The following is a 25,175-nucleotide window of genomic DNA, read 5'->3' as shown; positions in this document are numbered from 1 at the left end:
ACGCGCGCCGCGCGGAGGTCAGGCGCGCTTGCGGGCCAGGTCCTCGAAGTAGCTCAGCAGGTCGAGGTTGTCGATGGAGCCGGGGTTGACGGCCTTCTCCAGGGGCGCGCCCTGGAGCAGTCGCTTGACCGGGACCTCGATGCGCTTGCCGGTGAGGGTGTGCGGGACGCCGGGGACCTCGATGATCTCGTCGGGGACGTGCCGGGGCGAGAGCTGTTCACGGATGGCCTGCTTGATGCGGTTCAGCAGGGCCTCGTCGAGGACCGCGCCCGGTGCCAGGTGGACGAAGAGGGGCATCCAGTAGCCGCCGTCGGGCTGCTCGATGCCGATGACGAGGGACTCCTTGATCTCGGGGAGGCGCTCGACAACCTCGTAGATGTCGGCCGAGCCCATCCGTACGCCCTGCCGGTTGAGGGTGGAGTCGGAGCGGCCGTGGATGATCACCGAGCCGCGTGAGGTGACGGTGATCCAGTCGCCGTGGCGCCATACGCCGGGATAGGTGTCGAAGTAGCTCTCGTGGTAGCGGCTGCCGTCGGGGTCGTTCCAGAACCGGATCGGCATCGAGGGCATCGGGTTGGTGACGACCAGCTCGCCCACTTCGTCGATGACGGGGTGGCCGGCCGGGTCCCAGGCCTGGAGGTCGGTGCCGAGGCCGGGTGCCTGCAGTTCGCCGGTGTGGACGGGGAGGGTGGGGACGGCGCCCGCGAAGCAGGAGCACACGTCGGTGCCGCCGCTGACGGAGGCGATCCAGAGGTCGGCCCCGCTCGCTGCGAACTCGTCGTGCAGCCAGCGGAAGCCGTCGGGGGGCAGCGGGGAGCCGGTGGTGGCGACGCACTTCACCCGGGACAGGTCGTAGTCGCGGGAGGGGTGCACGCCGGCCTTGCGGCAGGCCATCACGTAGGCGGCGGAGGTGCCGTAGAGGGTGGCTCCGGTGCGTTCGGCGACGCGCCACTGGGCGCCGGTGTCGGGGTAGCCGGGGCTGCCGTCGTACAGGACGATCGTGGTGCCGGTGAGGAGGCCGGAGACGAGGAAGTTCCACATCATCCAGCCGGTCGAGGTGTACCAGAAGAAGCGGTCCTCGGGGCCCAGGTCGCAGTGCAGGCCGAGCTGTTTGAGGTGTTCGACCAGGATGCCGCCCTGGGACTGGACGATGGCCTTGGGCAGGCCGGTGGTGCCCGAGGAGTAGAGCACCCACAGGGGGTGGTCGAAGGGGACCTGTTCGAATTCTGGTTCGGTGTCGGCGGAGGTCAGGGCCGACCACTCCAGGGCGCCTTCGGGAGCCGGGGTGCCGAGCAGCGGGATGTGGACGACGGCGCGCAGGGTGGGCAGTTCGCGGCGGAGTTCGGCGACGATCTCGCGCCGGTCGTGTTCCTTGCCGCCGTAGCGGTAGCCGTCGACGGTGAACAGGACGACGGGCTCGACCTGCTGGAAGCGGTCCAGGACGCTGCGCGCGCCGAAGTCGGGGGCGCAGGAGGTCCAGACGGCGCCCACGGCGGCCGTCGCGAGAAGGGCCACCACGGCCTGCGGGACGTTCGGGAGGTAGCCGCTGACGCGGTCGCCGGGGCGGACGCCGAGGGCGCGGAGTTCGGCGGCCAGGGAGCCCACCTGGCGGCGCAGCTCCGCCCAGCTGACCGGGCGGGGTTCGTGGGTCTCGTCGACATACAGGAGGGCGGGTTCGTCCGCACGGGTGGCGGCGGCGCGCAGGGCGTGCTCGGCGTAGTTCAGGGTCGCGCCGGGGAACCACTCGGCGCCGGGCATGGCGCGGTCGCCGAGCACGCGCGCGTAGGGCGTCGAGAACCGCACGTCGAAGTATTCCGTGACGGCCTGCCAGAAGGCGTCCAGGTGGTCGACGGACCAGCGGTGCAGGGCCGGGTACCCGCCGTCCGCGGGGGCTCCGTGGTGCTGCGCCGCCCAGGACTGGAACCTGGTGATGCGTGCCTGGGCGATCCACTGCGGATCGGGCTGCCAGAGCGGCTGGGGGTTCGCGGTCGACATGGGGCGGCTCCCGGGCTTCTGCGCTGGTGGGCGTCGGACGCGCACGGGCTGGGGTGTGCGCGTGACGCGGCTGACAGGGACGATGCCACGTGATCGACTTCTGCACCAGGGTGCACTCCGCATAGTCCGCGCCGTGACGATGTGGACCGTAACCACATCTGGAGTTCAGCCTGAGAGCTTTCCCGCGCCGGTTCCAGGCCGGCCGGGTGGTGGGGCGTCCCTGCTCTCCCGGCCCCCCTCGCCCACCGGTCCCCGACCTGAACCTAAGATGCCTGACCTAGATCATCCGAACCGCACGGGACGCTCCGGGCAACCGGGTCCGTGTCGTGAAGATGTGGTCCCGGCACGGGTGAACGGCAGTTGAACGGCACGCGCGCGTGGGGTGCCGAGTGGCAGGGTGAGCAGCATGGACGGTCGTGACCTGGTGCGTTCGGTGAGAGTGGTCGGTTCGGGGAAGGCGGCTCAGGGGTTGCGTACCGTGAGGGCCGCGTGGCGCAGGAAGCGGATCGACGCCGCCGGGCTGCCCGCGCGGGGAGCCGAGCGCGCCCGGGTGCCGGGGCCGGTGCAGGACGTGGAGCCCGGGCCCGGGGGAGGGCTGATCCGCTTCAGCCGGTCCGAGCTGCGGATCACGGTCGCCGTGAACGGGGCGGTCTTCTGGGGCTGGGACGGGGCCGGGCCCGAGCCGTCGTACGCGCTCGCGGGCCGCTGCCCCGAGCCGGATCCGCGGGCGGTCCTGGAGCCGGACACGGACGGCGGCTGGCGGGTCGTGGCGGAGCGGGTGACGGTCAGCGTCTCGCGGCACGGCGCGGTGGAGGTGTGCACGCCCGGTGGCGTGATGCTGCGGCGGGATCTGCCGCCGCGGTGGTGGGAGCCGGTGGGCGGGGGTACGGCGCGCTGGGTGCAGCGCTCGGAGGTGGCCGCGGACGCGCGGTTCTTCGGCCTCGGCGGGCGTGCCGCGGGGCCCCGGCTGCGGGACGGGACGTACCGGCTGTGGAACACCGACCCCGGGCATGCCTTCGGGGCCGGTGACGATCCGCTGTACATCACCATGCCCGTGCAGCTGGTGGTGGCCGACGCGGCCGTGCACCTGGTGTTCCACGACACCACGTGGGACGGGACGGTGACCCTCCGGGAGGGCGAGGAGGGGGCCGGTTCCGGCCATGACCGGACCGGGCACTGCGAGCTGCGGATGGACGGCGGCCCGCTGCGCTGCTGGGTGATGGTGGGCACCCCCGCGCGCGTGCTGCACACCTGGGCCTCGCTCACCGGCCCGCCGGCGCTGCCGCCGGCGTGGGCGCTGGGCCATCACCACGCCCGCTGGGGCTTCGGCAGCGAGCAGGAGGTGCGGCGGATCGTCGCCGGATACCAGGAGCGTGATCTGCCGCTGGACGCCGTCCATCTGGACATCGACCACTACGACGCGCACCGGGTGTTCACGGTCGACCACGAGCGTTTCCCGAAGCTGGCGACGCTGGCGGAGGAGTTGCGGCGGGACGGGATCCGGCTGGTGTCGATCGTCGACCCGGCGGTGAAGGCCGAGCAGGGCAACGCGGTGTACGACAGCGGGACGGCCCTCGACGCCTTCGTCCGTGATCCCTCGGGGCGGGCGGTGGAGGGGGTGGTGTGGCCCGGGGAGGCGGTCTTCCCCGACTTCACGGACGCGCGCGTGCGCGCGTGGTGGGGCGGGCTGTACGAGGAGCGGCTGGCGCTGGGCTTCGCCGGGTTCTGGCACGACATGAACGAGCCGACGTCCTTCGCCGCCTTCGGCGAGTCGACGCTCCCCCGCTCGGCGCGGCACGCCCTGGAGGGGCGCGGCGGCGACCACCGGGAGGCGCACAACGTCTATGCGCTCGGCATGGCGCGGGCGGCCTACGAGGGCCTGCGCACCCTCGCGCCCGGGGAGCGGCCGTTCCTGTTCTCCCGCTCGGGCTGGGCCGGTATGCAGCGCTACGGGGGCACCTGGTCCGGCGATGTCGCCACCGGCTGGCCAGGGTTGCGCGCGTCCCTGTCGCTGGCGCTGGGGCTCGGGCTGTGCGGGGTGCCGTACTCGGGTCCCGACGTGGGCGGTTTCGACGGGAGTCCGTCGCCGGAGCTGTTTCTGCGCTGGTTCCAGCTGGGCGCGTACCTGCCGCTGTTCCGGACCCACGCGAGCATGCGGGCGGGGCGCCGGGAGCCGTGGGAGTTCGGGGCCGAGGTGCTGGAGCACGCGCGCGTGGCGCTGCTCGAACGGCGGCGTCTGCTGCCGTACTTCATGACGCTGGCGCAGCTGGCCCGGCGGACCGGAGCGCCGTATGTGCGGCCGCTGTGGTGGGGTGCGCCGGAGGACCGGGCGCTGCGCGACTGCGAGGACGCGTTCCTGCTGGGCGACAGTCTGCTGGTGGCTCCGGTGCTGGACCCGGGCGCCGACCGGCGTGCGGTGCAGCTGCCCAGGGGGCGCTGGTACGACACGGTGACCGAGCAGGTGTACGAGGGGCCGGGGCAGGTGCTCGTCGACGCCCCGCTGTCGCGGATCCCGGTACTGGCGCGCGCGGGTGCCGTCCTGCCCGTGCGGGACGAGGACGGCGGGACGCGGCTGGAGGTGTGGGCGCCCGTCCGGGGACGGACCGGAGGCGGGCTGTTCGTGCCGGACGCGGGCGACGGCTGGGACGAGCCGGAGATCGAGCGCTACGTCGCCCGCTGGGAGGGCCGGCGGGTGGTGGTCCGGCGCGAGGACGAGAACGGCGCGAGCAAGCCGTCCCACCCCGTCCGGGTCAGGGGGCTGGGCTGAGCCGGAGGGCTCAGTAGCGGCCCTCGAACCACGCGCGTACGGCGACGCTGTGCAGCGGGAAGGCGAGTTCCTCGGCGCGCCGCAGCAGGTGCCAGCCCTCCGTCTCGTCGGTCGCGCCCGACGGCGGGAGGCCCTCGGCCGGGCGTTCCGGGAGGAGTCCGAACAGCAGCAGGTGCCCGTCGGGTGAGCTCATGGCGTCGACGAGCCGTACGTCGCGGGCGGCCGCGTCGATGCCCGTCTCCTCCTTGAGCTCACGGACGACGGCGTGCCGCCAGTCCTCGCGGTCGTCGACGTAGCCGCCGGGCAGCGCGGTGCCGCCGCGCGCGGGGGCCACGGTGCGGGTGATGACGACCAGGGCGGTGCCCTTCGTGTCATAGACGGGCTGGAGGGCGATCGCCACCGGCAGCGGGTTGCGGTAGGCGACGCGGCCGCAGGCCGGGCAGGTGCGGGGCCAGCCGGAGATTCCCGCTCCGTAGGCCGCTCCGCAGCTCGAACAGTGCGAGCCCGGAGCGGAGTTGGCGATGGGGTGCTGATTTTCGGACACGCGCGGACTTTATCCGATCAGGAGAACGACGTCTTACCGACAGGGGAATGCCTCCTTCCGGAAGTGAACCGACATGCGGCGACCTGGCATCCCAAGCCGACGGGACGGTGCGGCCCGTCGGTACGGCCTGCCCAATCCCGGCGGCCCGTGGCACACTTCTGACGTTCCGTCAGATCAATTGCCCTGGAGGAGCTTTGTCGCGTACACGCACGCCGGCGGTCGACGGCTGGTTCACGGGCGAGGGGGACGGCTTCCAGCTGCTGGGGACCCGCTGTACGGCCTGCGCCGCGGTGTTCTTCCCGCGCGAGGACGCCCACTGCCGCAACCCCGGATGCGCGGGCGGCGACCTGGAGGAGGTCCCGCTCTCCCGGCGCGGACGGATCTGGTCGTACACCGACAGCAGATACCGTCCCCCGTCACCCTATGTGAGCGACCCGGAACTTCCGTGGGAGCCGTACGCGTTGATCGCTGTGGAGCTGGAGTCCGAGCGGATCGTGGTGCTGGGGCAGGCGGTTCCCGGGATCACCGCCGCCGATCTGGCGGTGGGCATGGAGGTCGAGGCCGTCCCGGGGGTTCTGGGCGAGGACGCGGAGACGACCTGGACGATCTGGCACTGGCGGCCGACGGGGGTGACGGCATGACGGCGGACGTGGCGGTGCTCGGCGTGGGCATGCACCCCTGGGGCAAGTGGGGGCGGAGCTTCGTCGAGTACGGGACGGCGGCGGCCCGCGCGGCGCTCGCGGACGCCGGACTCGAATGGCGGGACATCGACTCGATCGTGGGCGCGGACACCGTTCGTGGCGGATATCCCGGCTATGTGGCGGGCGCGACCTTCGCCAAGGCGCTGGGCTGGCAGGGCGCGCGGGTCGCGAGCGTGTACGCGGCCTGCGCGTCCGGGGCCCAGGCGGTCGCCGCGGCGCGGGCCCAGATCCTCGCCGGGCTCGCGGACGTGGTGCTCGTGGTGGGCGCGGACGCGGCCCCCAAGGGCTTCTTCCGGCCCGCCGGAGGAGACCGGCCGGACGATCCGGACTGGCTGCGCTTCCGGCTGCTGGGGGCGACGAACCCGACGTACTTCGGCCTGTACGCGCGCCGCCGGATGGCGGTGTTCGGGGACACCCCCGAGGACTTCGCCCTGGTCAAGGTGAAGAACGCGGCCGCGGGGGCGCTCAACCCGTACGCCCGTTACCGCAAGCGGGTCACCGCCGAGGAGGTCGCCGCCTCCCAGGTGGTCGCCGATCCGCTGCGGCTGCTGGACATCTGCGCCACCTCCGACGGCGGGGCCGCGCTGGTGCTGTCCAGCCTGGAGTTCGCGTACCGGCACGGGGCGGCGCGGCCGGTGCGGATCCGCGCGGTGTCCACGGTCACGCCGCGCTATCCGAGCACCGTGCTGGACCTGCCGGACATCGCCACGGACTCCGCGGCGGCGGTGGAGCCGGGGGCGGAGACCTTCCGGGCGTCGATCGCCCGGGCTGCCTACGAGGAGGCGGGCATCGGCCCCGAGGAGCTGTCCCTCGCCGAGGTCTACGACCTGTCCACCGCCCTGGAGTTGCAGTGGTACGAGGATCTGGGGCTGTGCGCCGAGGGCGAGGCTGCGAAGCTGCTGCGCGAGGGTGCGACGGCCCCGGGCGGCCGGATACCGGTCAACGCCAGCGGTGGGCTCGCGTCCTTCGGGGAGGCGGTACCGGCCCAGGCGATCGCCCAGGTCTGCGAGCTGACCTGGCAGTTGCGGGACGCGGCGGGCGACCGGCAGGTGACGCACGCGCGCGTGGGGATCACGGCCAACCAGGGGCTGTTCGGACACGGCTCGTCCGTGATAGCGGTGCGCTGACGGGGCAGGCGGGGCGGCAGGGGCTCCATACCCTGTGTGAGCACCCCGCAATGGTGCGTGAACGTCTTATGAACTGCCCCTGGGCGTGCGCCGGCGGCGTCATCATGCTGCCGTGCGCACCTGGACGGATGCTCTCCGTTTCGCCTTCCAGCCGGTGGTCAACCTGGCGACCGGCGGGATCGCCGCACTGGAGATCCTCGCCCGCCCCGAGACCGGCGACATCCTCGCCGAAGCCCGTCGCAATCCCGAACTCGACAGCAGACTCGCCGTGCTGGCCCTGCGCGCGGCGGCCCGCAAGGAGACCCTGCTGCCGCTGCACCTCAACGTCTTCGCGGCCACGCTCGCCGACCTGGGCGGCATCGGCCCGCTGCCCGAGGCCGTCCGAGAGGCCGGACGGATGCCCTGGGAGGTCACCCTGGACATCGTCCCACCGTACACGCACGTGCCGCAGCGGGCCCTGCTGGAGGCCGTGGCGGCGCTGCGCGGCCAGGGCTTCCGGATCTGCGCGGACGGCATCGGCGACGGCGACGTGCCGCTGCGGCTGCTCACCGATCTCTCCCCCGACCTGGTCAAGCTCGACGCCTCGCTGCTCACCCGGCCGGCCGCGGTACGCGCGATGCGGACCCTGTGCGAGGAACTCGGCGCCCTGGTCGCCGTCGAGGGCGTGGAGACCGAACTCCAGTACTCGGCCGCGCTGTCGGCCGGGGCGCAGCTGGCCCAGGGCGAGCTGTTCGCGCCGCCGGCCCGGATCCCGGTGGCGGAGGTATACGTTCCGCAGCCCTCCCCCGCCGCCGTACCGCCCCCGCGTTCCGGGCCGTCCGTGCGGGAGTTCGTCCGGCCCGCCGCGCTCCTGCCGGTCACCGCTTCCGCGTCGCAGGTGCGGGCGCTGCTGACCGGCTCCCCGGAGGTCTCCGGCGTGCTCCTGGTGGACCGGACGGGCGCCCCCGTCCGGTCGGTGCACCGCTCCCGCTTCCTGCTGTCGATGTCCGGCCGCTACGGACACGCCCTGTACGCGGACCGCCCGGCCCTCAGACTGGGCGACGCACCGCGCACCGTCGGCGTCGACGCGACCGCCTGGGAGGTGCTGGACGTGCTGGCCGTCGGCGGCCCGGACCGCACCTCGGACGACGTGGCGGTCGTCGACCGGTCCGGGCGCTGCGTGGGCGTCGTACGCCTCGCCGACCTGGTACGGGCGCTCGCCGAGACCCGGGTAGAGGAGGCGGCCGGGCTCAACCCGCTGACCCGGCTGCCCGGTTCGGACGCGATCACGGGCGAGGTGGACCGGTGGCTCGCGGACGGCCGGGTCTTCGCCCTGAGCTGGCTGGACATCGACCACTTCAAGCAGGTGAACGACGGCGCCGGGTTCGCCGCGGGCGACGAGCTGATCCGTTCGGTGGGACGGGCGTTGCAGGAGGCCGCCGTCGGGCACGCGCGCGTGGGGCACATCGGCGGGGACGACTTCCTGGTGCTCGCCGACGAAGCGGGACTCGATGCGGTCGCCGCCCTGCTCGACGCGCCCTGGTCCGCGGGCGGACGCCCGGTCACGCTGTCCCTGGCCACCGTCGTGTGCGGTCCTGGCGCGGTGGCCGACCACCGGCAGGCGGCCGCGTGCCTGGCACCGCTCAAGAAGGCCGCCAAGGCGCTGCCCGGGGCGAGTTGGGTGCTGGGGCGGGCGGGACTGCCCGGGTACGAGATCCGGCGCGGCTCGGGCGCCTACCCGGCGCAGGCCGGGTACGCGGCGGCAGAGCCGTGACAGCTGCTTTCCGGCGGGTTGCCTGTCATCGTTCCCGTCGGCGACCTTGACGCTCCCTGAGTGCCGGTGAAAACTTCCGGTGTCGGTCGACATCGCCGTACATTCTCGGCGTATTCAGGCACTGCGCCATGGGCCGCTCCTGTCTCAGGGCCTGTTCCCCCATGGGCGATTCGGCTGTTACGGCACGCTCGTCACTGACGCCGGGCGGGGCGCGGGACCTTCCCTGCCTTCGGCTGACGTCGCCAAGGGAACCGTTCCTGCTCTATGCGCCGGGGTCGATGCTCCGGCCAGCGCCCTAGGAGCCGCCATGAGCAACGGGCACATATTCGTCGGCGAAGTCATCGGCACGGCCATCCTGATCCTGTTCGGTGCGGGTGTCTGTGCCGCGGTCACCCTCAGACACTCCAAGGCCCGGGCCGCCGGGTGGGTGGCGATCGCGTTCGGCTGGGGCTTCGGCGTCCTCGCCGGCGCCTACACCGCCGCTCCCCTGTCCGGCGGCCAGCTCAACCCCGCCGTCACCATCGGCATCGCCGTCGACACCGGGAAGTGGGGCAAGGTCTGGGTCTATCTGCTCGGCCAGCTCGTCGGTGCGATGCTGGGCGCCGTTCTGACGTACCTCGTCTACCTGGCCCAGTTCCAGGCCAACGTGCCCGACGAGGAGTCGGGAGAGGAGCCGACGCCGACGCTGGGCGTCTTCTCCACCATCCCGGAGATCCGGAACCCGGTCGCCAACCTCGTCACCGAGATCATCGCGACGATCGCCCTCGTCCTGCCGATCCTCGCGTTCGGACTGACCAAGGGGCTCGGCGAGTCCGGCACCACCGTACTGATCGTCTCCCTGCTCGTCGTCGGCATCGGGCTCTCGCTCGGCGGCCCCACCGGCTACGCCATCAACCCCACGCGCGACCTCGGCCCCCGGATCGTGCACACCTTCCTGCCGATCCCCAACAAGGGCACCTCGGACTGGGGTTACGCCTGGATCCCGGTCGCCGGCCCGCTGATCGGCGGGGCGCTCGCAGGCGTCATCTACAACGCGGCCTTCTGACTCGGCGCGGTCGTCCCGGTCCTCCGACCCAGCCCGGTCCTCCGACCCGGCCCGGTCCTCCGACCCGACGCGCCCTCCGACCCTCCGCACCCCCGGCCCGACGCGGCCCTCCCACCCACGCAGCCTTCCGACCCAGCGACCAAGGGGCAGCCATGACGGACACCGCCGAGAAGTACGTCGCCGCAATCGACCAGGGCACCACGTCGAGCCGCTGCATCATCTTCGACCACGGCGGCGCGATCGTCGCCGTCGACCAGCGCGAGCACCGCCAGATCTTCCCCAAACCGGGCTGGGTGGAGCACGACGCCACCGAGATCTGGTCCAAGGTGCAGGCCGTGGTGGCCGGGGCGCTCGCCAACGCGGGGCTGCGTCCCGACCAGTTGAGCGCGCTGGGCATCACCAACCAACGCGAGACGACCGTCCTGTGGGACCGTGCCACCGGAAAGCCCGTGCACAACGCGATCGTCTGGCAGGACACCCGCACCGCGGCCCTGTGCCACGAACTCGGCGGCAGCGACGGCCAGGACCGCTTCCGCGAGCAGACCGGTCTGCCCCTGGCCAGCTACTTCTCCGGCCCCAAGGCGGCCTGGCTGCTGGACAACGTGCCCGGGCTGCGGGACCGGGCCGAGCGCGGCGAGATCGCCTTCGGGACCATCGACTCCTGGCTGATCTGGAACCTCACCGGCGGCACCGACGGCGGCCGGCACGTCACCGACGTCACCAACGCCGGGCGCACCATGCTGATGAACCTGGAGACCCTCCAGTGGGACCCCGCCATCCTCGCCGCGATGAACGTCCCCGAGGCGGTGCTGCCCGAGATCAGGTCGTCCGCCGAGGTGTACGGCACCGCCGTCGGCCAGCTCGCCGGGGTACCGGTGGCCTCCGCGCTGGGCGACCAGCAGGCGGCGGTCTTCGGCCAGGCCTGCTACGACGTCGGCACGGCGAAGAACACCTACGGGACGGGCAGCTTCCTGCTGCTCAACACCGGCGACCGGCCGGTGCCGTCCAAGAGCGGGCTGCTGACCACGATGGGCTACAAGATCGGCACCGAGGCGCCCGTGTACTGCCTGGAGGGCTCGATCGCCATCACGGGCGCGCTCGTCCAGTGGTTCCGCGACCAGCTCGGCATCATCCGCACCGCCGACGAGATCGAGACCCTGGCCGCGAGCGTCGACGACAACGGCGGCGCCTACATCGTGCCCGCCTTCTCCGGCCTGTTCGCGCCCTACTGGCGCTCCGACGCGCGCGGTGTCGTCACCGGGCTCACCCGGTACGTCACGAAGGCGCACCTCGCCCGCGCGGTCCTGGAGGCGACCAGCTGGCAGACGCGGGAGGTCGTGGACGCCATGTACCAGGACTCCGGGGTGCAGATCACCACCCTGAAGGTGGACGGCGGCATGACCAAGAACAACCTCCTGATGCAGCACCAGGCCGACGTCCTCGGGGTACCGGTGATCCGGCCCCGGGTCTCCGAGACGACGTGTCTGGGCGCCGCCTACGCGGCCGGCCTGGCGACCGGCGTGTGGAACGACCTGGACGAGCTCAAGTCGCACTGGCAGAAGGACGTCGAGTGGACGCCCGCCATGGCGGCGCCGGTGCGCGACCGGGAGTACGCGAACTGGCGCAAGGCGGTGGAGAAGAGCTTCGGCTGGCTGGAGGACGGCGAGTAACCGCCCCGGGACCACGGCCCGTACCCCGGTCGGCGGGGGTACGGGCCGTGCCGTCGCCGTTCAGGTGGTGACGGTCTGCCGGTGGCCGGCCGCGTACGCCATCGCGTGCTGGACGACGCCGATGAGCACCTCCTTGACCGACTCGCGGTCCCGGGCGTCGCAGAGCACGACCGGTACGTCCGGGTCGAGGTCGAGGGCCTTGCGGACCGACTCCACCGGGTAACGGGCCGCGTCCTCGAAGCAGTTGACGCCGACGAGGAAGGGGATGGAACGCCGCTCGAAGTAGTCGACGGCGGCGAAGCAGTCCTCCAGCCGGCGCGTGTCGGCGAGCACGACGGCTCCCAGCGCGCCCTCGGCAAGCTCGTCCCACATGAACCAGAACCGCTCCTGCCCGGGCGTGCCGAACAGGTACAGCACCAGGTCCTCGCGCAGGGTGATACGGCCGAAGTCCATGGCGACGGTGGTGGTGTGCTTGCCCTCGACGCCGGACGTGTCGTCGACCGGTCGCCCGGCCTCGGTGAGCAGTTCCTCGGTGCGCAACGGCCGGATCTCGCTGACCGCGCCGACCAGGGTCGTCTTGCCCACGCCGAAGCCGCCGGCCACGAGGATCTTGAGCGTGACGGGCTCGACCGGGGGCTTGCCGCGCTCAGATCGCCCGAAGATCATCGTTTTCTTCTCCTGCTTGCTGAGGTCGTTCAGGGGTTCGGGGGCCGGGCGAGGGGCGTCCGTATCCGCCGCCGCCCGGGGTCTCGATGACGAGTACGTCGTCGGGACCGACGTCCGCGGCATCGCTGCCGCCGAGTTCGGTGACCGAGCCGTCGGCCCGTTCCACCCGGTTGGCGCCGAGCGCGCCGGGTTCGCCGCCGGCCATGCCGTACGGCGGCACACGGCGGTGCTGGGAGAGGGTGGAGACGGTCATGGGTTCCAGGAAGCGGATGCGGCGGACCGCGCCGTCCCCGCCGTGCCAGCGGCCCGCGCCGCCACTGCCCGTCCGTACGGCGAACTCGTCGAGGCGGACGGGCAGCCGCCACTCCAGGACTTCCGGGTCGGTGAGCCGGGAGTTGGTCATGTGGGTCTGTACGACGCTCGCGCCGTGGAAGCCGTCGCCGGCACCGGATCCGGAGGCGACGGTCTCGTAGTACTGGTGGCGTTCGTTGCCGAACGTCACGTTGTTCATGGTCCCGGAGCCCTCGGCCTGGACGCCGAGCGCCGCGTAGAGGGCGCCGGTGATCGCCTGGGAGGTCTCGACGTTGCCCGCGACGACGGCGGCGGGCGGTTCCGGGGCGAGCATGGATCCGGGCGGCACAACGATGTCGAGGGGGCGCAGGCAGCCGTCGTTGAGCGGGATGTCGTCGGCGACGAGGGTGCGGAAGACATACAGCACGGCCGCGTTGACGACGGCGAACGGGGCGTTGAAGTTGGTGGCGAGCTGGGCGGAGGTGCCGGTGAAGTCGATGGTGGCGCGCCGGTTGCCGCGGTCCACGCGCACGCGTACCCGGATGACCGCGCCGGAGTCGGTCTCGTAGGCGCACGCGCCGTCGTCGAGGGCGTCGACGACCCGGCGGACCGCGTCCTCGGCGTTGTCCTGGACGTGCCGCATGTAGGCCTGGACGACGTCGAGGCCGAACTCCTCGATCATCCGGCCGACTTCGTCGACGCCCTTGCGGTTGGCGGCGATCTGGGCGCGCAGGTCGGCGAGGTTGGTGCGGATGTTGCGGGAGGGGTAGCGGGCCCCGGCGAGCAGCCGGTGCGTCTCGGCCTCGCGGAACCGGCCGTCCTCGGCGAGCAGCCAGTTGTCGAAGAGGACGCCCTCCTCGTCGATGGTGCGGCTGTTCGCGGGCATCGAGCCCGGGGCGATGCCGCCGATCTCGGCGTGGTGGCCGCGGGAGGCGACGTAGAAGAGGATCCGGTCACCCTCCGTGGCGAAGACCGGTGTGATCACGGTGACGTCCGGCAGGTGGGTGCCGCCGTGGTAGGGGTCGTTGACGGCGTAGGTGTCGCCGGGGCGCATCGAGGTGCCGCGGCGGTGGATGACCTCTTTGACGCTGGTGCCCATGGAGCCCAGGTGGACGGGGATGTGCGGGGCGTTGGCCACCAGGTTCCCGTCCGGGTCGAACAGGGCGCAGGAGAAGTCGAGACGTTCCTTGATGTTGACGGACTGGGCCGTCGACTCCAGGCGGGCGCCCATCTGTTCGGCGATCGACATGAAGAGGTTGTTGAAGACCTCAAGGAGAACCGGGTCGGCTTTCGTGTCGAGATCGGAACTCTGCGTGACCGCCACGCGTTCCATGACCAGATGCCCGTCATCGGTCGCCGCGGCCCGCCAGCCGTCGTCGACGACGGTCGTGGCACTGGCCTCGGTGATGATCGCCGGGCCGGTGACGGATGCGCCGGGGGGCAGGTCCTCGCGGCGGTGCAGGGGTACGTCGCGCCAGGTGCCTCCGGTGTGGAGGCGGACGGTCCCGGGTGCGGCGGTGCTGCCCTCGTACGGGGCGAGGGTGGAGAGATCGGGGGGTTCGGTGATGCCGGTGGCTTCCACGGAGAGGGCTTCGACGACGACCGGGCGGTCGAGCGTGAAGGAGTACGTGGCGCGATGACGTTCTTCGAAGGCGTGTTTCATCGCGTCGGGCTCGGTGAGCTCGACGGTGAGGGTGGTGTCGGTGCCGTCGTAGCGGAGCTGGGCGCGGCGGGTGACTTCGACGCGGTCCTCGGGGACGTCCTCGGCGAGGAGCTCGGCGCGGGCCGCGGCCTCCAGGTCGTCGGCGGTCTTGCGGATGCCGGGCATGGCGGCGGGGTCCAGGGGGGCCTCGACGGACTGTTCGCGCATGGCGGTGGTGTCGGCGAGCCCGATGCCGAGCGCGGACAGGACCCCCGCCATGGGCGGCACCAGGACGGTGCGGATGCCGAGCGAGTCGGCGACCATGCACGCGTGCTGCCCGCCGGCCCCGCCGAAGGTGGTGAGGGCGTAGCGGGTGACGTCGTGGCCCTGCTGGACGGAGATCCGCTTCACGGCGCCCGCGATGTTGGCCACGGCGATGCTCAGGTAGCCCTCGGCGACCTGCTCGGGGGTGCGGTCGTCGCCGGTCCGCTCGCTGATCTCCCGGGCGAGCGCGGTGAAGCGGTCGCGGACGAGCCCGGCGTCCAGCGGCTGGTCCCCGCCCGGTCCGAACACCTGGGGGAAGTGGGCCGGCTGGATCCGGCCGAGCATGACGTTGGCGTCGGTGACGGCCAGCGGGCCGCCGCCCCGGTAGCAGGCCGGGCCGGGGTCGGCCCCTGCCGAGTCCGGGCCGACGCGGTAGCGGGTGCCGTCGAAGTGCAGCACCGAGCCGCCGCCCGCGGCGACGGTGTGGATGTCCAGCATGGGGGCGCGCAGCCGGACGCCCGCGATCTGCGTGGTGAAGACCCGTTCGTAGCCGCCCGCGAAGTGGGAGACGTCGGTGGAGGTGCCGCCCATGTCGAAGCCGATGACCCGGTCGAAGCCGGCGAGCTGCGACATCCGGGCCATGCCGACGATCCCGCCGGCCGGACCGGAGAGCACGGCGTCCTTGCCGCGGAACTGCCCGGCCTCGGCAAGCCCGCCGTTGGACTGCATGAACATCAGCCGTACGCCTTCGAGTTCGTCGGCGACCCGGCGGACGTAGCGGCGCAGTACGGGCGACAGGTAGGCGTCGACGACGGCGGTGTCGCCGCGCGGGACGAGCTTCATCAGCGGGCTGACCTCGCTGGACAGCGAGATCTGCGGGAAGCCGGTGCGGGCCGCCAGCTCGCCGATCGCCTGCTCGTGGGCGGGGTACAGGTGGCTGTGCATGCAGACGACGGCGACGGCGCGGATCCCGTCGTCGTACGCCTCCTGGAGCGGGCCCGCCAGGGCTTCCAGGTCGGGTGCGCGCAGCACGGTGCCGTCGGCGGCGACGCGCTCGTCGGCCTCGACGACCCGTTCGTACAGCAGCTCGGGCAGTTCGATGCGGCGGGCGAAGATGCGGGGCCGGTTCTGGTAGGCGATGCGCAGGGCGTCGCGGAAGCCGCGCGTGATGACGAGGAGGGTGCGTTCGCCCTTGCGTTCGAGGAGTGCGTTGGTGGCGACCGTGGTGCCCATCCGGACGGCGTCGACCGGGTCGCCGGAGTCGCCGAGGAGCTCGCGTACGGCGGCCACGGCCGCGTCGGCGTACCGGGCGGGGTTGTCGGAGAGCAGTTTGTGGACCAGCAGCCGGCCGTCCGGGCGCCGCGCGACGACGTCGGTGAACGTACCGCCCCGGTCGACCCAGAACTGCCAGCCTGTCACGTCACTACTCCGCTTCCGCGCCGGTCACAGCGCCCGGAGGCCGTTGATCACGTCGCGCAGAATACTCTCGTCCACCAGCTCGGCCGGGGGTACCGGCCGGTTGACATGGACGAGTTCCCCGTCGACGAGGTCGCCGACGAGGACCCGGACCACTCCGACGGGCAGGTCGAGCTCCGAGGCCAGCTCGGCGACCGACTGCGGGGCGTCGCGGCAGAGCTCGACGATGTCCACGTGCTCCGGGGAGAGCGTCCGGTCCTCGTCCGTGTCGTCCGCGTGCGGCTCCGTGACGACCACCGCGATCAGGTCGAGCCGGTGCTGGGCCGCACTGGTGGTACGGCCCCGTGTCATGGCGTACGGACGGACGACCGGTCCGGCCTCGTCGTCGAACCAGTGACTTCTTCCCTGACCGTCTCCGCTCATGTCATCCCACTACCCGCCCGAGGGCAGATCGGTGCGCGGAACGGACCCCAGATGTACACCGACCCGCTTGACCAGGAGCGTCATCTCGTACGCGACCTGTCCGACGTCGGAGTCGGCGTCGGAGAGCACGGCGAGGCAGCTGCCGTCGCCGGCGGCCGTGACGAACAGGAAGGCGTCGTCGAGCTCGACCACGGTCTGCCGGACGCTGCCCGCCTCGAAGTGGCGGCCCACGCCCTTGGCGAGGCTGTGGAAGCCGGAGGCCACGGCGGCCAGGTGCTCGCTGTCCTCTCTGGTCAGGTCCTTGGAGACACCGGTGGGCAGTCCGTCGCCGGAGAGCACGACGGCCTTGCGGATGCTGGCCACCCGGTCCACCAGGTCGTCCAGCAGCCAGTTCAGCTCGCCCTTGTTCGTCGCCGTGTGGCCGGTCGCCTTCGGATCGGTCATCGACCGTCCCCCTTAGTCGTTCCTTGTGCTGTGCTGTTGCGGGAACCGTCGCCCTCGGCGTTCTCGGTACGGCCGCGCTGCCAGCCGCGCTGGAGCGAGGCCATGCGGCTGCGCACCTCGTCGGCGTCACGCTCGACGGGGTCCGGCTCGCGTGCGGCGGGTGCTGCGGGTTCCTGTCGCAGCTGTGGGGCCAGGTTGGCCTGCCGTACCCGCCTGGGCAGCGGCCGGGTGCCGGACGCGGCTTCCGGGGGTGTGCTGCCGGGGGGCGGGACGGAGTCGTCGGTGCCGCTGCCGGGGGTGGTCGCGGAGCGGCGGGTGCGCCGGGGCAGGGCGGGGGGTCCGGAGGGTTCGTCCGGGCCGCCGGCCTGGGGTGCCGTGCGTTCCTCGACGCGGTCGGCCGAACCGGTGGCACGGTCGGCGGAGCCGATGGCGCGGCGTGCGGAGGAGTCGGTGCGGCGGCGGGAGGGCAGCGGGGCGAGTCCGCCGGGTTCGGGGCGGCCCTGGTCCGCCGGGCCCCACTCGCCCCGGTCCTCCCGGCCGTCCGCCTCGGCGCGGCGGGAGCGCTGCTCGGAGACGGGCCTGCCGTGCGAGCTGACCAGCTTGGGCGTACGCCGTCCGGGCAGCGGTACGGGGCCGCCGGGATGCTCGTCCCCGAAGCCGTCGGTGCTCTCCCGGGCCGGCTGGTGGAGTTCGGTCACGGCGGGCGAGGTGTCGTCGGCGGCGCGGGCGACGGAGCGGCGGTGGCGGAACAGCCCGCCGCGCTCGCTGTCGTCGTCGGTGAGAGCGCCCGGGAAGCCGTCCAGCGCGTCCAGGTCGACGGGCGCCTCCAGCTCGACCGGGCCGTCCAGCAGGGCGGCCGGCAGCCCGGGCCGCTGGGCCGGCAGCTGGGCCGCCGAGCGGCGGCTCTCCTCGGGCTCGGACTCCCTGGCCGGGCGGCCGCGGTCGAGGCGGAAGCCGACGCCGTTGGTGTCGGGGACGTCGTCGGTCAGCAGCAGGTCGGGGATGAAGACGACGGCGGTGGTGCCGCCGTAGGGGGACGGCTGGAGCGAGACGCGCACGTTCTGGCGCTGGGCGAGGCGGCTGACCACGAACAGGCCGAGCCGGTCGGTGTCGGAGAGCTCGAACTCGGGCGTCTCGGCGAGTCGCAGGTTGGCGTCCAGGAGTGCCTCGGCGGCCATGCCGAGACCCCGGTCGTGGATCTCCAGGGTGAAGCCGTTGGCGACGCGCTCGCCGATGACCTGCACGGCGGTGTGCGGCGGCGAGAACACCGTGGCGTTTTCCAGGAGTTCGGCCACGAGGTGGGTGAGGTCGGCGACGGCGGGGCCGGTGACGGCGACGCGGGGCAGCCGGCGGACCTCGATGCGCTCGTAGTCCTCGACCTCGGCCACGGCGGCACGCACCACGTCCATCAGCTGGACGGGCCGGCGCCACTGCCGCGAGGGGGCGGCGCCGGAGAGGATGACCAGGCCCTCGGCGTGCCGGCGCATACGCGTGGTGAGGTGGTCGAGGCGGAAGAGGTCGGCGAGTTCGTCGGTGTCCTCGGTCCTGCGCTCCATGGTGTCGAGCAGGGTGAGCTGCTTGTGCAGCAGGACCTGGCTGCGGCGGGCGAGGTTGACGAAGACCTCGGACACACCGGAGCGCAGCTCGGCCTGCTTGACTGCGGCCTCCACGGCGGCGCGTTGCAGGGTGTTGAGGGCATGGCCGACCTCGCCGAGTTCGTTCTTGTCGTACTCCAGGCGCGGGACCTCGGTCTCCACGTCGACCTGTTCGCCCGCGGACAGCCGGCGCATCACGCTCGGCAGCCGGACTCCGGAGGCCTCGTGCGCCTCCTGGCGCAGCAGCCGCAGGTCGCGGATGAGGCTGCGGCCCACCCGGACCGACACGACCAGCGAGAACAGCACGGCGACCAGGCCGAGGACACCGACGACGGCCGCCTGGACGATCACGTTGACGGCGACGGGCTGGATGCGCTCCCGGAAGCGGTCGCCGACCTGGTCGTCGAGGGTGCGCAGTTCGTCGAGCACATTGCCCGCGGTGGTGTCCCAGCTCTTCGCGCTGACGTCGTTCGGCATGCCGGACCCGGCGGCGACGACGGACTTCTCGGCGGCCAGCAGCGGGGCGGTGGTGGCGCTCCGCCAGAAGCGGTCGAAGCGGTCGCGTTCGCCGGCCGGCAGCAGCGGGAGGCTGATGTCGTACAGGAGGGTGCGCTGGGCGATGAGGTCGGAGATCTCGCGGGTCTCGTCCCGGGAGACCTTGCCGACCACCAGGGCGGAGCCGAGCAGGGCGTCCTCGCGGGAGACGAGTTCCCGGGCGCGGGTGATGTTGACGAGGGCGCGGGCCTGCTTGTCCATCTCGACGTCGTCGATCCCGCCGAGGGCGCCGAGCAGCGTGTAGCAGGGGTCGACGACGGCGTTGTAGAGGGAGAGTGCCTGGGCACGGTCCACGGTGCCCTGCTCGACGCTGCGGCGCAGGGGTTCGATGCCGTCGAGGCCGTCGAGTTCGGCGGTGAGGCGTTCGCCGTCGTCGGCGCCCAGGCCGTCGCGTACGTGCTGCTTCCCGGCGTTCCTGCGGAGTTCGGCCACGGTCTCGTCGGTCGCGGTGCGCGTGCGGTTCAGCGCGGTGAGCGCGTCGGACGCCCGCGGGTCGGCGAGATAGACCAGGGTCTGCCGGCGTTCCTGCTGAAGAGCGCGGACCACGTCCTCGGTGGGGTACCCGATGTCCTCGACGATCGACGACACCTGGAACATGTGGGTGACTTCGCGTCCCGTGAGCACGGCCGCGAAGCCCCAGATGGCCGTCAGGGACACCAGCGGCACGAGAAGCAGCGCCACGATCTTCCGGCGGATCGACTTCCCGCGAAAGCGCATGGCCTCCCCCAGCTCGACCCCCGCCGGCCGGGGGTACACATGTGCGGCAACAAACGGCGCGAGCCTACTACCGTCACAGGGATAACTCGAAGACCAGTCCGGAGGGTGAACTTCCGCCTCGGGGCCGAGACATGGCGGACAGACAGGATGAGTTGTCCGGGCATTGCGGGAGATTGCCACCGCGATCGCGCCGACTTCACGCGAGTGGGGCGGGAACGGCACGAAGGATCAATTGGCCGGAATTTTTTGCCCGGTTGGGAATCATCGGGCGAGTTCGTTCGTCCTTGTACATGGGTGATGGGTGGAGATTCGGCCACAGGAGCCGTATCTCGCATCCGGGCGGCGTAAATGAGAGCAAGCCGGGCAGCCACTGGGGAGCCGGGGTCGTCGGACTCCGGTACGAGGGCTTGCCGGCGGTGGGGAGTGACACCTTGATGGGGACGGCTCAGCGGCATTCGGCGCCCGAGGACGGTGCGGCCGAGCGCCCGAGAACGGTGCGGCAACAGCAGCCGCAGTACCGGCCGTTGTGGGTGGAGGAGCCTGCGAAGCGGTACCGGATGCCGGACCCGGTGCGGACGGCGGCGGTGCGGGCGGTGATCATCATCGCTGTCACGCTGATGCTGGCCATGGTGGCGTTCTTCTGCACGATGGCGCAGTCCTGGCTGGCGTTCCCGATGGTGGTCAGCAGCGTGGCGAGCACGGTGGTGGCCACCTGGAGCGCGGTCGACGTCCTGGTGACGCGTCAGGTGTGGGCCCAGCGCAACGGCGTGGTCTCGGAGCCGAGCAGCACGGCCCGCACGCTCCGCCGCGAGCGCCGCGCGACCCGGCGCCGGGAGCGGGCCGCCGACCGTGAGCAGGAGCGGATACGGCGGCGGGGCGGCCAGGCCGGGCAGCTGACGCACCCCTGAGGCCGCCGTCTCCGGTGGCGTACGGGGCCGTCAGGCCGACGGCTTCCTGAACATCCGCGTGGCGGTGATCTCGCTGCGCACGGCCTCTCCGGCCTGCGGCTGCTGCGGCAGTCCGGGCCGGAGATGCTCCTCCACGCTGATGTACTTCAGGCCGGCCCGCAGGTCCGCGTCGTTCCGCAGCCGGATGACCAACGGGAACTCGGCCAGCGCCGTCGTGTCGAACAGCCCGGTCGTGTACAGCAGTTGCACGCCCAGCGCATCCGACACGGCCCGCTGGAGCTCCAGCAGATAGGTCGCGTTGGCCCGCCCGATGGGGTTGTCGAGGAACAGCGTCCCCGCGTGCCGGTGCCTGTCCCGTCCCCGGTCGTTGGACCGCAGTGCGGCCATCGTGCAGTACAGGGCGATGGCCGCGGTGAGCAGCTGCCCACCGGAGAACACGTCCCCCATCTGCCCCACCGGCACCCGCTCGGCGCGCAGCACCGCGTCCGGCTTGAGGATCTCGACGGCGACGCCCTTCGGCTGCAGCGCGGCCCCGACTCCCCGCAGCAGCAGGGACATTCCGTCCCGCCGCAGATCGGAGTTCTTCTTCACGGCGGCCCGGGTCGCCTCGTCGACGACCTCGCCGAGCCGCTCGGTGAGGGTGGCCTGGTCGGGCTCCTCGAAGCGGATGCGGAGGAACTCCTGCCCGGACCACTCGCCGAGCCCCTCGGGCAGCCGGGAGAGCCGCTGGGCGGAGCGCAGGGTCGCGAGCGCGGACTCGACGAGCCCCCGCAGCCGGTCCACGATCGAGTCGCGGTTCCGCTCCAGCTGGGCCAGTTCGTCGGTCAGCACCCGCAGCCGTGGTGCGAAGGCGTCCGCCCATTTCTGGGCGTGCTCGGGCAGCGCGGAGGCGGGCAGTTCGCGGATCTGCTGGCGTGCGGGGGTCCGGACCGCCTCGTACCGGGTGGCGTTGGCGTGCCGTACGAGGACATCGCTCGCCTCGCGGACGGCGGCCTCGGCGGCGGACAGGTCTCCGGCGCAGCCGCGCAGCGACCTGCGGGCCTCGGCGGCGGAGTGCCGGGCCTCCTCCAGGCTGCCGGGGTACGGCTCGGGCTCTTCCTGCTCCTCCTCCGCGGTGTGCTCGCGCAGCAGGTCGCGGAGCATGGCGGCGATCTCCTCGAAGCCGGCCGCCGCGTCCTCGGCCGCGCGGTGCGTGTCCAGCAGTTCGGCGTGCGCCTCCCGGGCCTGGGCCAACGCCTCGGTGCGGGCGGCCAGTTCGGCCGTCGCCGTGCGCAGCAGCGCCTGTGCGTGCTCGGCGTCGCGCGGCTGCAGCTCCTCGGGCAGTTCGGTGTGTGCCCCGCCGTCCTCGGGGGCGTGCCGTTCGGCCTCGCCGCGGAGCCGCCCGAGCTGCTCGCTCGCGGTCGACATGCGGGTCTCCAGGAGCTGCACCAGTTCCTCCGCGCGGGCGGCGGCGGCCTGCCGGGAGGGCCCGTCGGAGCCGTCGGGCGACTGGAGCAGCTGCTCGGCGCGGGTGCGGACCTTGTTGCTGAGCCGCTCCAGCTCCGCGAGCGCGGCGCTCTCGTCGCTCTCCGAGCGGGCCTGTTCGGCGCGCAGGTCGGCGCCGACGCCGACCTTCTCGTACACCTGCGAGGCGGCCCGGTAGGCCTCGCGCAGGGCGGGCAGCGAGGACTTGGAGGCGTCCTCGTCGGTGTCGGGCACGTCGTCGGGGGCGCCGGCGATCTCGGAGCGCTCGGCGCGCAGTGCGCGGGCGGTGCGACGGGCGTCGTCGGCGGCGCGCTGGGCGCCGCGCCGGTCCTCGTCGGCGACGCGGGCGCGCTCCAGGCAGGACTGGGCGCGGGCCTCCGACTCGGTGGCCTCGTCGGCGAGTTCGCGCAGCCTGACCTGCCAGCCGGCCCGCTCGCGCAGCCGGAACGCGAGGCCGGCGAGGGCGTCGGCCGCGCGCCGGGCCCGCTGGGCGGCCTCCTGCCGTTCGTCGCGCACCTGGGCGGCCTCGGCGGCGGTCTCCTCGGTCTCCGCCCGCACGGTCCGCGCCTCGGCCAGCTCGGCCTCGGACTCCTCCGCGAACGCCCGTGCGTCCCGGGCCTCCTGAGCCAGCTCCACGAGCCGCCCGGCCGGACAGCCGGTACGCCAGGAGGCGAGCCGGGCGGCCAGCTCGCGGTCCTTGCCGAGCCGGGCGGCGAGGGTGCGGATCTCCTCGTCCCGCTTGGTGGCCCGCGCGCGCAGCGCCTGCCGCTCCTCGTCGGCGGCGTGCTCGTCGTGCATGGCCGGGTTCGGCGGTACGAGGAACACGTCGCCCGGGGTGGCGTCGGGTGCCGGGGTCGGTGCGAGCAGGGCGGCGGCGGTGCCGACGGCGACGGCGGAGCGCGGCAGCAGGGCCGCCTCGCTCAGCGCCTCGCGGGCGCGGGCGTGCGTGTCGGGGTCGGTGATGATGACGCCGTCGACGAGTTCGGGGCGGGCGGCGAGCACGCGCGCGTGGTCGGCGGGGTCGACGGCCTGGGCGAGGTAGCGCCAGCCGGGCAGCGCCGGGATGCCGTGCTCGCCGAGGAACTCGACGGTGGCGAGGACGTCGGGGCCGGGCGGCAGCAGTCCGCCGTCGCCGAGGGCGCCGAGGATCCGGGAGTCGTCGGCGGCCGCGGTCCGCAGCTCGAACAGGTGCCGCTCGGCGGAACCGACGGCGTCGTCCAGCAGTTCCCGCAACTCGTCGGCGAACCGGTCGAGTTCCTCGGGGGTGAGCGTGTCGTCGCCGCCCTCGTGCTCGTGCCGGGGCCGCGGAATGGTGGTGCGCGAGCCGGTGAGGCCCAGCAGCTCGGTGAGCCGCTGCTCGGCCGCCAGGCTCTCGGCCAGGCGTTTCTCGGAGTCGTAGGTCCGCTCGGCCGCCGTCGCCGCGTCCGCCGCGCGGGCGGCGGTGAGTTCGGCGCGGGACTCGGCGGAGGCCGCCTCGCGCGCGTGCTCGTTCGCCCTGCCGGAGGCCTCGCGGGCGGTGTCCCAGGCGGCCACGGCCGTCTTCTCGGCGTCGCTCGCGGCGAGGGCGGCCCGGGCCGGGTCGGCGTCCGGGGCGCTGTCGTCGAGCCAGCCGGCGCGGACCGCCTCGGCGGTCTCCTGCTCGACCTCGCCGAGCCGCTGCTTGAGGTGCCCGGCCTCGCTGCGGGCGCGCTGGGCCTCGGTGGCGGCGGAGGTCGAGTCCCGGTACGCGGTGTCGCTGACCTCCTGGAGCGCGGCGGACCGCTCCTCCTCCTCGTTGGCGAGCTGCTCGGCGCTCTGGGCGGCCGTGTGCAGGGCCCGTACGAGCTCGACGGCGGCCTTGGCGCGGGCGGCGAGGGCGGGGGCCGCGTCCCGCTCGGCCTCCTGGATGGCGGCCGCCACGCGTGCGACGCGGTCGGCGGCGGCGCGGTGGCGCAGCGCGGTCTCGGCGGCCTGCCAGGCGGAGTGCAGGGTGCGCGCGTCGGCCAGCTCGCGTTTCTGCGCGGCGGCGGACTTCTCGCCGACGGCCAGCGCCAGGGAGGCGTGCCGGTAGGCGAGTTCGGCGGCGATCAGCGCGCTGCGCTCGCGGGCGCCCTCGGAGTGCGTGACGGCGTAGGCGGCGGCCGTGACCCGCTGGGAGAGGTCGGCGGCGCGCACCCGTTCCTGCACGCCCCGCGCGGACAGCCGGCGCGCCAGCGTGCGGGTACGGCGCTCGGCGCCCGCGTGGATGTCACGCGCGCGCGACCGCGCTTCCGCCGCCTCCACGATCCGCCCGAGCAGGTCCACCGACCCGGCGGTGAAGTCGCGTTCGGCGATCAGTTCGGCGCGCCGGCCCAGCTTGTTGCCGAAGCCGCCGACCAGGTCGGCCAGCCCGTCGGTGTCCCGGGTGTCGGTCACGGCCCGCAGCAGCAGGTCGGTGAAGTCGGAGTCCTTCTTCACCGCGAACAGGCCGGCGGCCTCGCCCTCGTCGGCGTTCATCTCGCGCTGGTAGCGGAAGAGTTCGGGGTCCAGGCCCAGGTCGCCGAGGTGCTCGATCCAGCGGTCGTGGATCTCCTCCCAGTGCACTTCCAGGTGCGGATAGACCTTGCTCGCCTCGGTGATGGCGTCCCGGAAGCCCTTCATGGTCCGCCGCCGCCCCTGCGCCCCGGAGGCGCCCTCCACGGGCGGCCGTACGGCGGTGGACTCGGCGACGGGCAGGTTGTCCAGCGACAGCCCCGGCCCGGGCCGGAACGAGTACCAGGCCTCGGCGAACTTCCGCGGGTCGTTGGAGACCTGCCGCCCCCGCCACTCGCTCACCTTGCCGACCACCACGCACTCGCCGGTGAGCGTGTGCTGCCACTCCAGGGCGACATGCCCGCAGTCGTCGGCGAGCAGGAACTTGCGCAGCACGCCGGAGCTGGCGCCGCCGAGGGTGTTCCGGTGTCCCGGCAGCATCACCGAGAAGATCAGCTTGAGCAGGACCGACTTGCCGCCGCCGTTCTCCAGGAAGAGCACGCCGGCGGGCGCGGGCCGGCGCGGCGGACCGACCGGCTCCTCCTCGAAGAACTCCGCCTGGGTGGGCGCGGGGTCGGGCACGGGCTCGCCGACACCCCGCAGGTCCAGCACGGTGTCGGCGTAGCGCGCACCGGCCGGCCCGATGGAGTAGAGGCGGACCCGGGACAGCTCGTACATGGCGGACTCTCGTAAGACGT

Annotated in this window: 15 protein-coding genes; 7 read left to right on the top strand and 8 right to left on the bottom strand. The window is 73.0% G+C overall.

Annotation, left to right across the window (positions count from 1 at the left end; all coding sequences use genetic code 11):
- Positions 1–18 precede the first annotated feature (18 nt).
- The gene (locus ACWGKQ_RS28375; protein WP_453294801.1) at positions 19–1,995 is read right to left on the bottom strand and encodes an acetoacetate--CoA ligase; all 1,977 of its coding nucleotides are present in this window, start codon (positions 1,993–1,995) and stop codon (positions 19–21) included.
- Positions 1,996–2,401: 406 nt separating this feature from the next.
- On the opposite strand from ACWGKQ_RS28375, the gene ACWGKQ_RS28370 reads away from it, so the two are divergent.
- Positions 2,402–4,762, top strand: a complete 2,361-nt coding sequence (locus ACWGKQ_RS28370) for a glycoside hydrolase family 31 protein (RefSeq protein WP_453294800.1) — start codon at positions 2,402–2,404, stop codon at positions 4,760–4,762.
- Between the two features lie 10 nt (positions 4,763–4,772).
- Here the strand turns inward: ACWGKQ_RS28370 and ACWGKQ_RS28365 are convergent, their stop codons facing one another.
- Complete coding sequence (locus tag ACWGKQ_RS28365; protein WP_453294799.1) at positions 4,773–5,306, bottom strand: NUDIX domain-containing protein; 534 nt, start codon at positions 5,304–5,306, stop codon at positions 4,773–4,775.
- A 194-nt stretch (positions 5,307–5,500) separates the two neighbouring features.
- On the opposite strand from ACWGKQ_RS28365, the gene ACWGKQ_RS28360 reads away from it, so the two are divergent.
- The 5 genes from ACWGKQ_RS28360 (at position 5,501) to glpK (ending at position 11,602) form a co-directional block, all read left to right on the top strand.
- A complete protein-coding gene (locus tag ACWGKQ_RS28360) occupies positions 5,501–5,947 on the top strand; it encodes a Zn-ribbon domain-containing OB-fold protein (RefSeq protein ID WP_453294798.1) in 447 nt (148 codons plus the stop codon).
- Positions 5,944–7,134, top strand: a complete 1,191-nt coding sequence (locus ACWGKQ_RS28355; RefSeq protein WP_453294797.1) for a lipid-transfer protein — start codon at positions 5,944–5,946, stop codon at positions 7,132–7,134. Before ACWGKQ_RS28360 ends, ACWGKQ_RS28355 begins: the two co-directional genes overlap by 4 nt.
- Before the next feature lie 112 nt (positions 7,135–7,246).
- The gene (locus tag ACWGKQ_RS28350; RefSeq protein ID WP_453294796.1) at positions 7,247–8,887 is read left to right on the top strand and encodes an EAL domain-containing protein; all 1,641 of its coding nucleotides are present in this window, start codon (positions 7,247–7,249) and stop codon (positions 8,885–8,887) included.
- A 307-nt stretch (positions 8,888–9,194) separates the two neighbouring features.
- Entirely contained in the window at positions 9,195–9,932 is a 738-nt protein-coding gene (locus tag ACWGKQ_RS28345; protein ID WP_453294795.1) for an MIP/aquaporin family protein, read from the top strand.
- 152 nt (positions 9,933–10,084) lie between these two features.
- Entirely contained in the window at positions 10,085–11,602 is a 1,518-nt protein-coding gene (glpK, locus tag ACWGKQ_RS28340; RefSeq protein WP_453294794.1) for a glycerol kinase GlpK, read from the top strand.
- Positions 11,603–11,662: 60 nt separating this feature from the next.
- Here glpK and ACWGKQ_RS28335 read toward each other — a convergent pair whose 3' ends face one another.
- Genes ACWGKQ_RS28335 through ACWGKQ_RS28315 form a run of 5 tightly spaced genes read right to left on the bottom strand, consistent with a single transcriptional unit; the run spans position 11,663 to position 19,615 of the window.
- Positions 11,663–12,268 carry a GTP-binding protein gene (locus ACWGKQ_RS28335; protein WP_453294793.1) on the bottom strand — a complete coding sequence of 202 codons (606 nt, stop codon included), beginning with the start codon at positions 12,266–12,268 and terminating at the stop codon, positions 11,663–11,665.
- A complete protein-coding gene (locus ACWGKQ_RS28330; RefSeq protein ID WP_453294792.1) occupies positions 12,249–15,884 on the bottom strand; it encodes a hydantoinase B/oxoprolinase family protein in 3,636 nt (1,211 codons plus the stop codon). The genes ACWGKQ_RS28335 and ACWGKQ_RS28330 overlap by 20 nt, the downstream gene beginning before the upstream one ends.
- A 24-nt stretch (positions 15,885–15,908) precedes the next feature.
- Entirely contained in the window at positions 15,909–16,304 is a 396-nt protein-coding gene (locus ACWGKQ_RS28325) for a DUF742 domain-containing protein (protein ID WP_453294791.1), read from the bottom strand.
- Between the two features lie 9 nt (positions 16,305–16,313).
- Entirely contained in the window at positions 16,314–16,748 is a 435-nt protein-coding gene (locus ACWGKQ_RS28320; RefSeq protein ID WP_189268075.1) for a roadblock/LC7 domain-containing protein, read from the bottom strand.
- Positions 16,745–19,615: a nitrate- and nitrite sensing domain-containing protein gene (locus tag ACWGKQ_RS28315; protein WP_453294790.1), complete on the bottom strand. Its 2,871-nt coding sequence runs from the start codon at positions 19,613–19,615 to the stop codon at positions 16,745–16,747. Before ACWGKQ_RS28315 ends, ACWGKQ_RS28320 begins: the two co-directional genes overlap by 4 nt.
- Positions 19,616–20,049: 434 nt before the next feature.
- Here ACWGKQ_RS28315 and ACWGKQ_RS28310 point away from each other — a divergent pair, with 434 nt between their 5' ends.
- Positions 20,050–20,523 carry a hypothetical protein gene (locus ACWGKQ_RS28310; protein WP_453294789.1) on the top strand — a complete coding sequence of 158 codons (474 nt, stop codon included), beginning with the start codon at positions 20,050–20,052 and terminating at the stop codon, positions 20,521–20,523.
- Between the two features lie 30 nt (positions 20,524–20,553).
- Here the strand turns inward: ACWGKQ_RS28310 and ACWGKQ_RS28305 are convergent, their stop codons facing one another.
- Positions 20,554–25,155 (bottom strand): hypothetical protein, encoded by a 4,602-nt coding sequence (locus tag ACWGKQ_RS28305; protein WP_453294788.1) that lies wholly within the window; start codon positions 25,153–25,155, stop codon positions 20,554–20,556.
- Between the last annotated feature and the right edge of the window lie 20 nt (positions 25,156–25,175).

The sequence above is a fragment of the Streptomyces sp. NPDC054770 genome (assembly GCF_053611985.1).
Note: the sequence above shows the minus strand (reverse complement) of the source record. Positions and strands in the feature narration are given on the sequence as shown.

Excerpts from the sequence above, each read along its gene's own strand:
- glpK (WP_453294794.1), top strand. The coding sequence starts at position 10,085 with ATGACGGACACCGCCGAGAAGTACGTCGCCGCAATCGACCAGGGCACC.
- ACWGKQ_RS28320 (WP_189268075.1), bottom strand. The coding sequence starts at position 16,748 with ATGACCGATCCGAAGGCGACCGGCCACACGGCGACGAACAAGGGCGAG.
- ACWGKQ_RS28325 (WP_453294791.1), bottom strand. The coding sequence starts at position 16,304 with ATGAGCGGAGACGGTCAGGGAAGAAGTCACTGGTTCGACGACGAGGCC.
- ACWGKQ_RS28315 (WP_453294790.1), bottom strand. The coding sequence starts at position 19,615 with ATGCGCTTTCGCGGGAAGTCGATCCGCCGGAAGATCGTGGCGCTGCTT.
- ACWGKQ_RS28310 (WP_453294789.1), top strand. The coding sequence starts at position 20,050 with ATGGGGACGGCTCAGCGGCATTCGGCGCCCGAGGACGGTGCGGCCGAG.
- ACWGKQ_RS28335 (WP_453294793.1), bottom strand. The coding sequence starts at position 12,268 with ATGATCTTCGGGCGATCTGAGCGCGGCAAGCCCCCGGTCGAGCCCGTC.
- ACWGKQ_RS28370 (WP_453294800.1), top strand. The coding sequence starts at position 2,402 with ATGGACGGTCGTGACCTGGTGCGTTCGGTGAGAGTGGTCGGTTCGGGG.
- ACWGKQ_RS28375 (WP_453294801.1), bottom strand. The coding sequence starts at position 1,995 with ATGTCGACCGCGAACCCCCAGCCGCTCTGGCAGCCCGATCCGCAGTGG.
- ACWGKQ_RS28305 (WP_453294788.1), bottom strand. The coding sequence starts at position 25,155 with ATGTACGAGCTGTCCCGGGTCCGCCTCTACTCCATCGGGCCGGCCGGT.
- ACWGKQ_RS28355 (WP_453294797.1), top strand. The coding sequence starts at position 5,944 with ATGACGGCGGACGTGGCGGTGCTCGGCGTGGGCATGCACCCCTGGGGC.
- ACWGKQ_RS28345 (WP_453294795.1), top strand. The coding sequence starts at position 9,195 with ATGAGCAACGGGCACATATTCGTCGGCGAAGTCATCGGCACGGCCATC.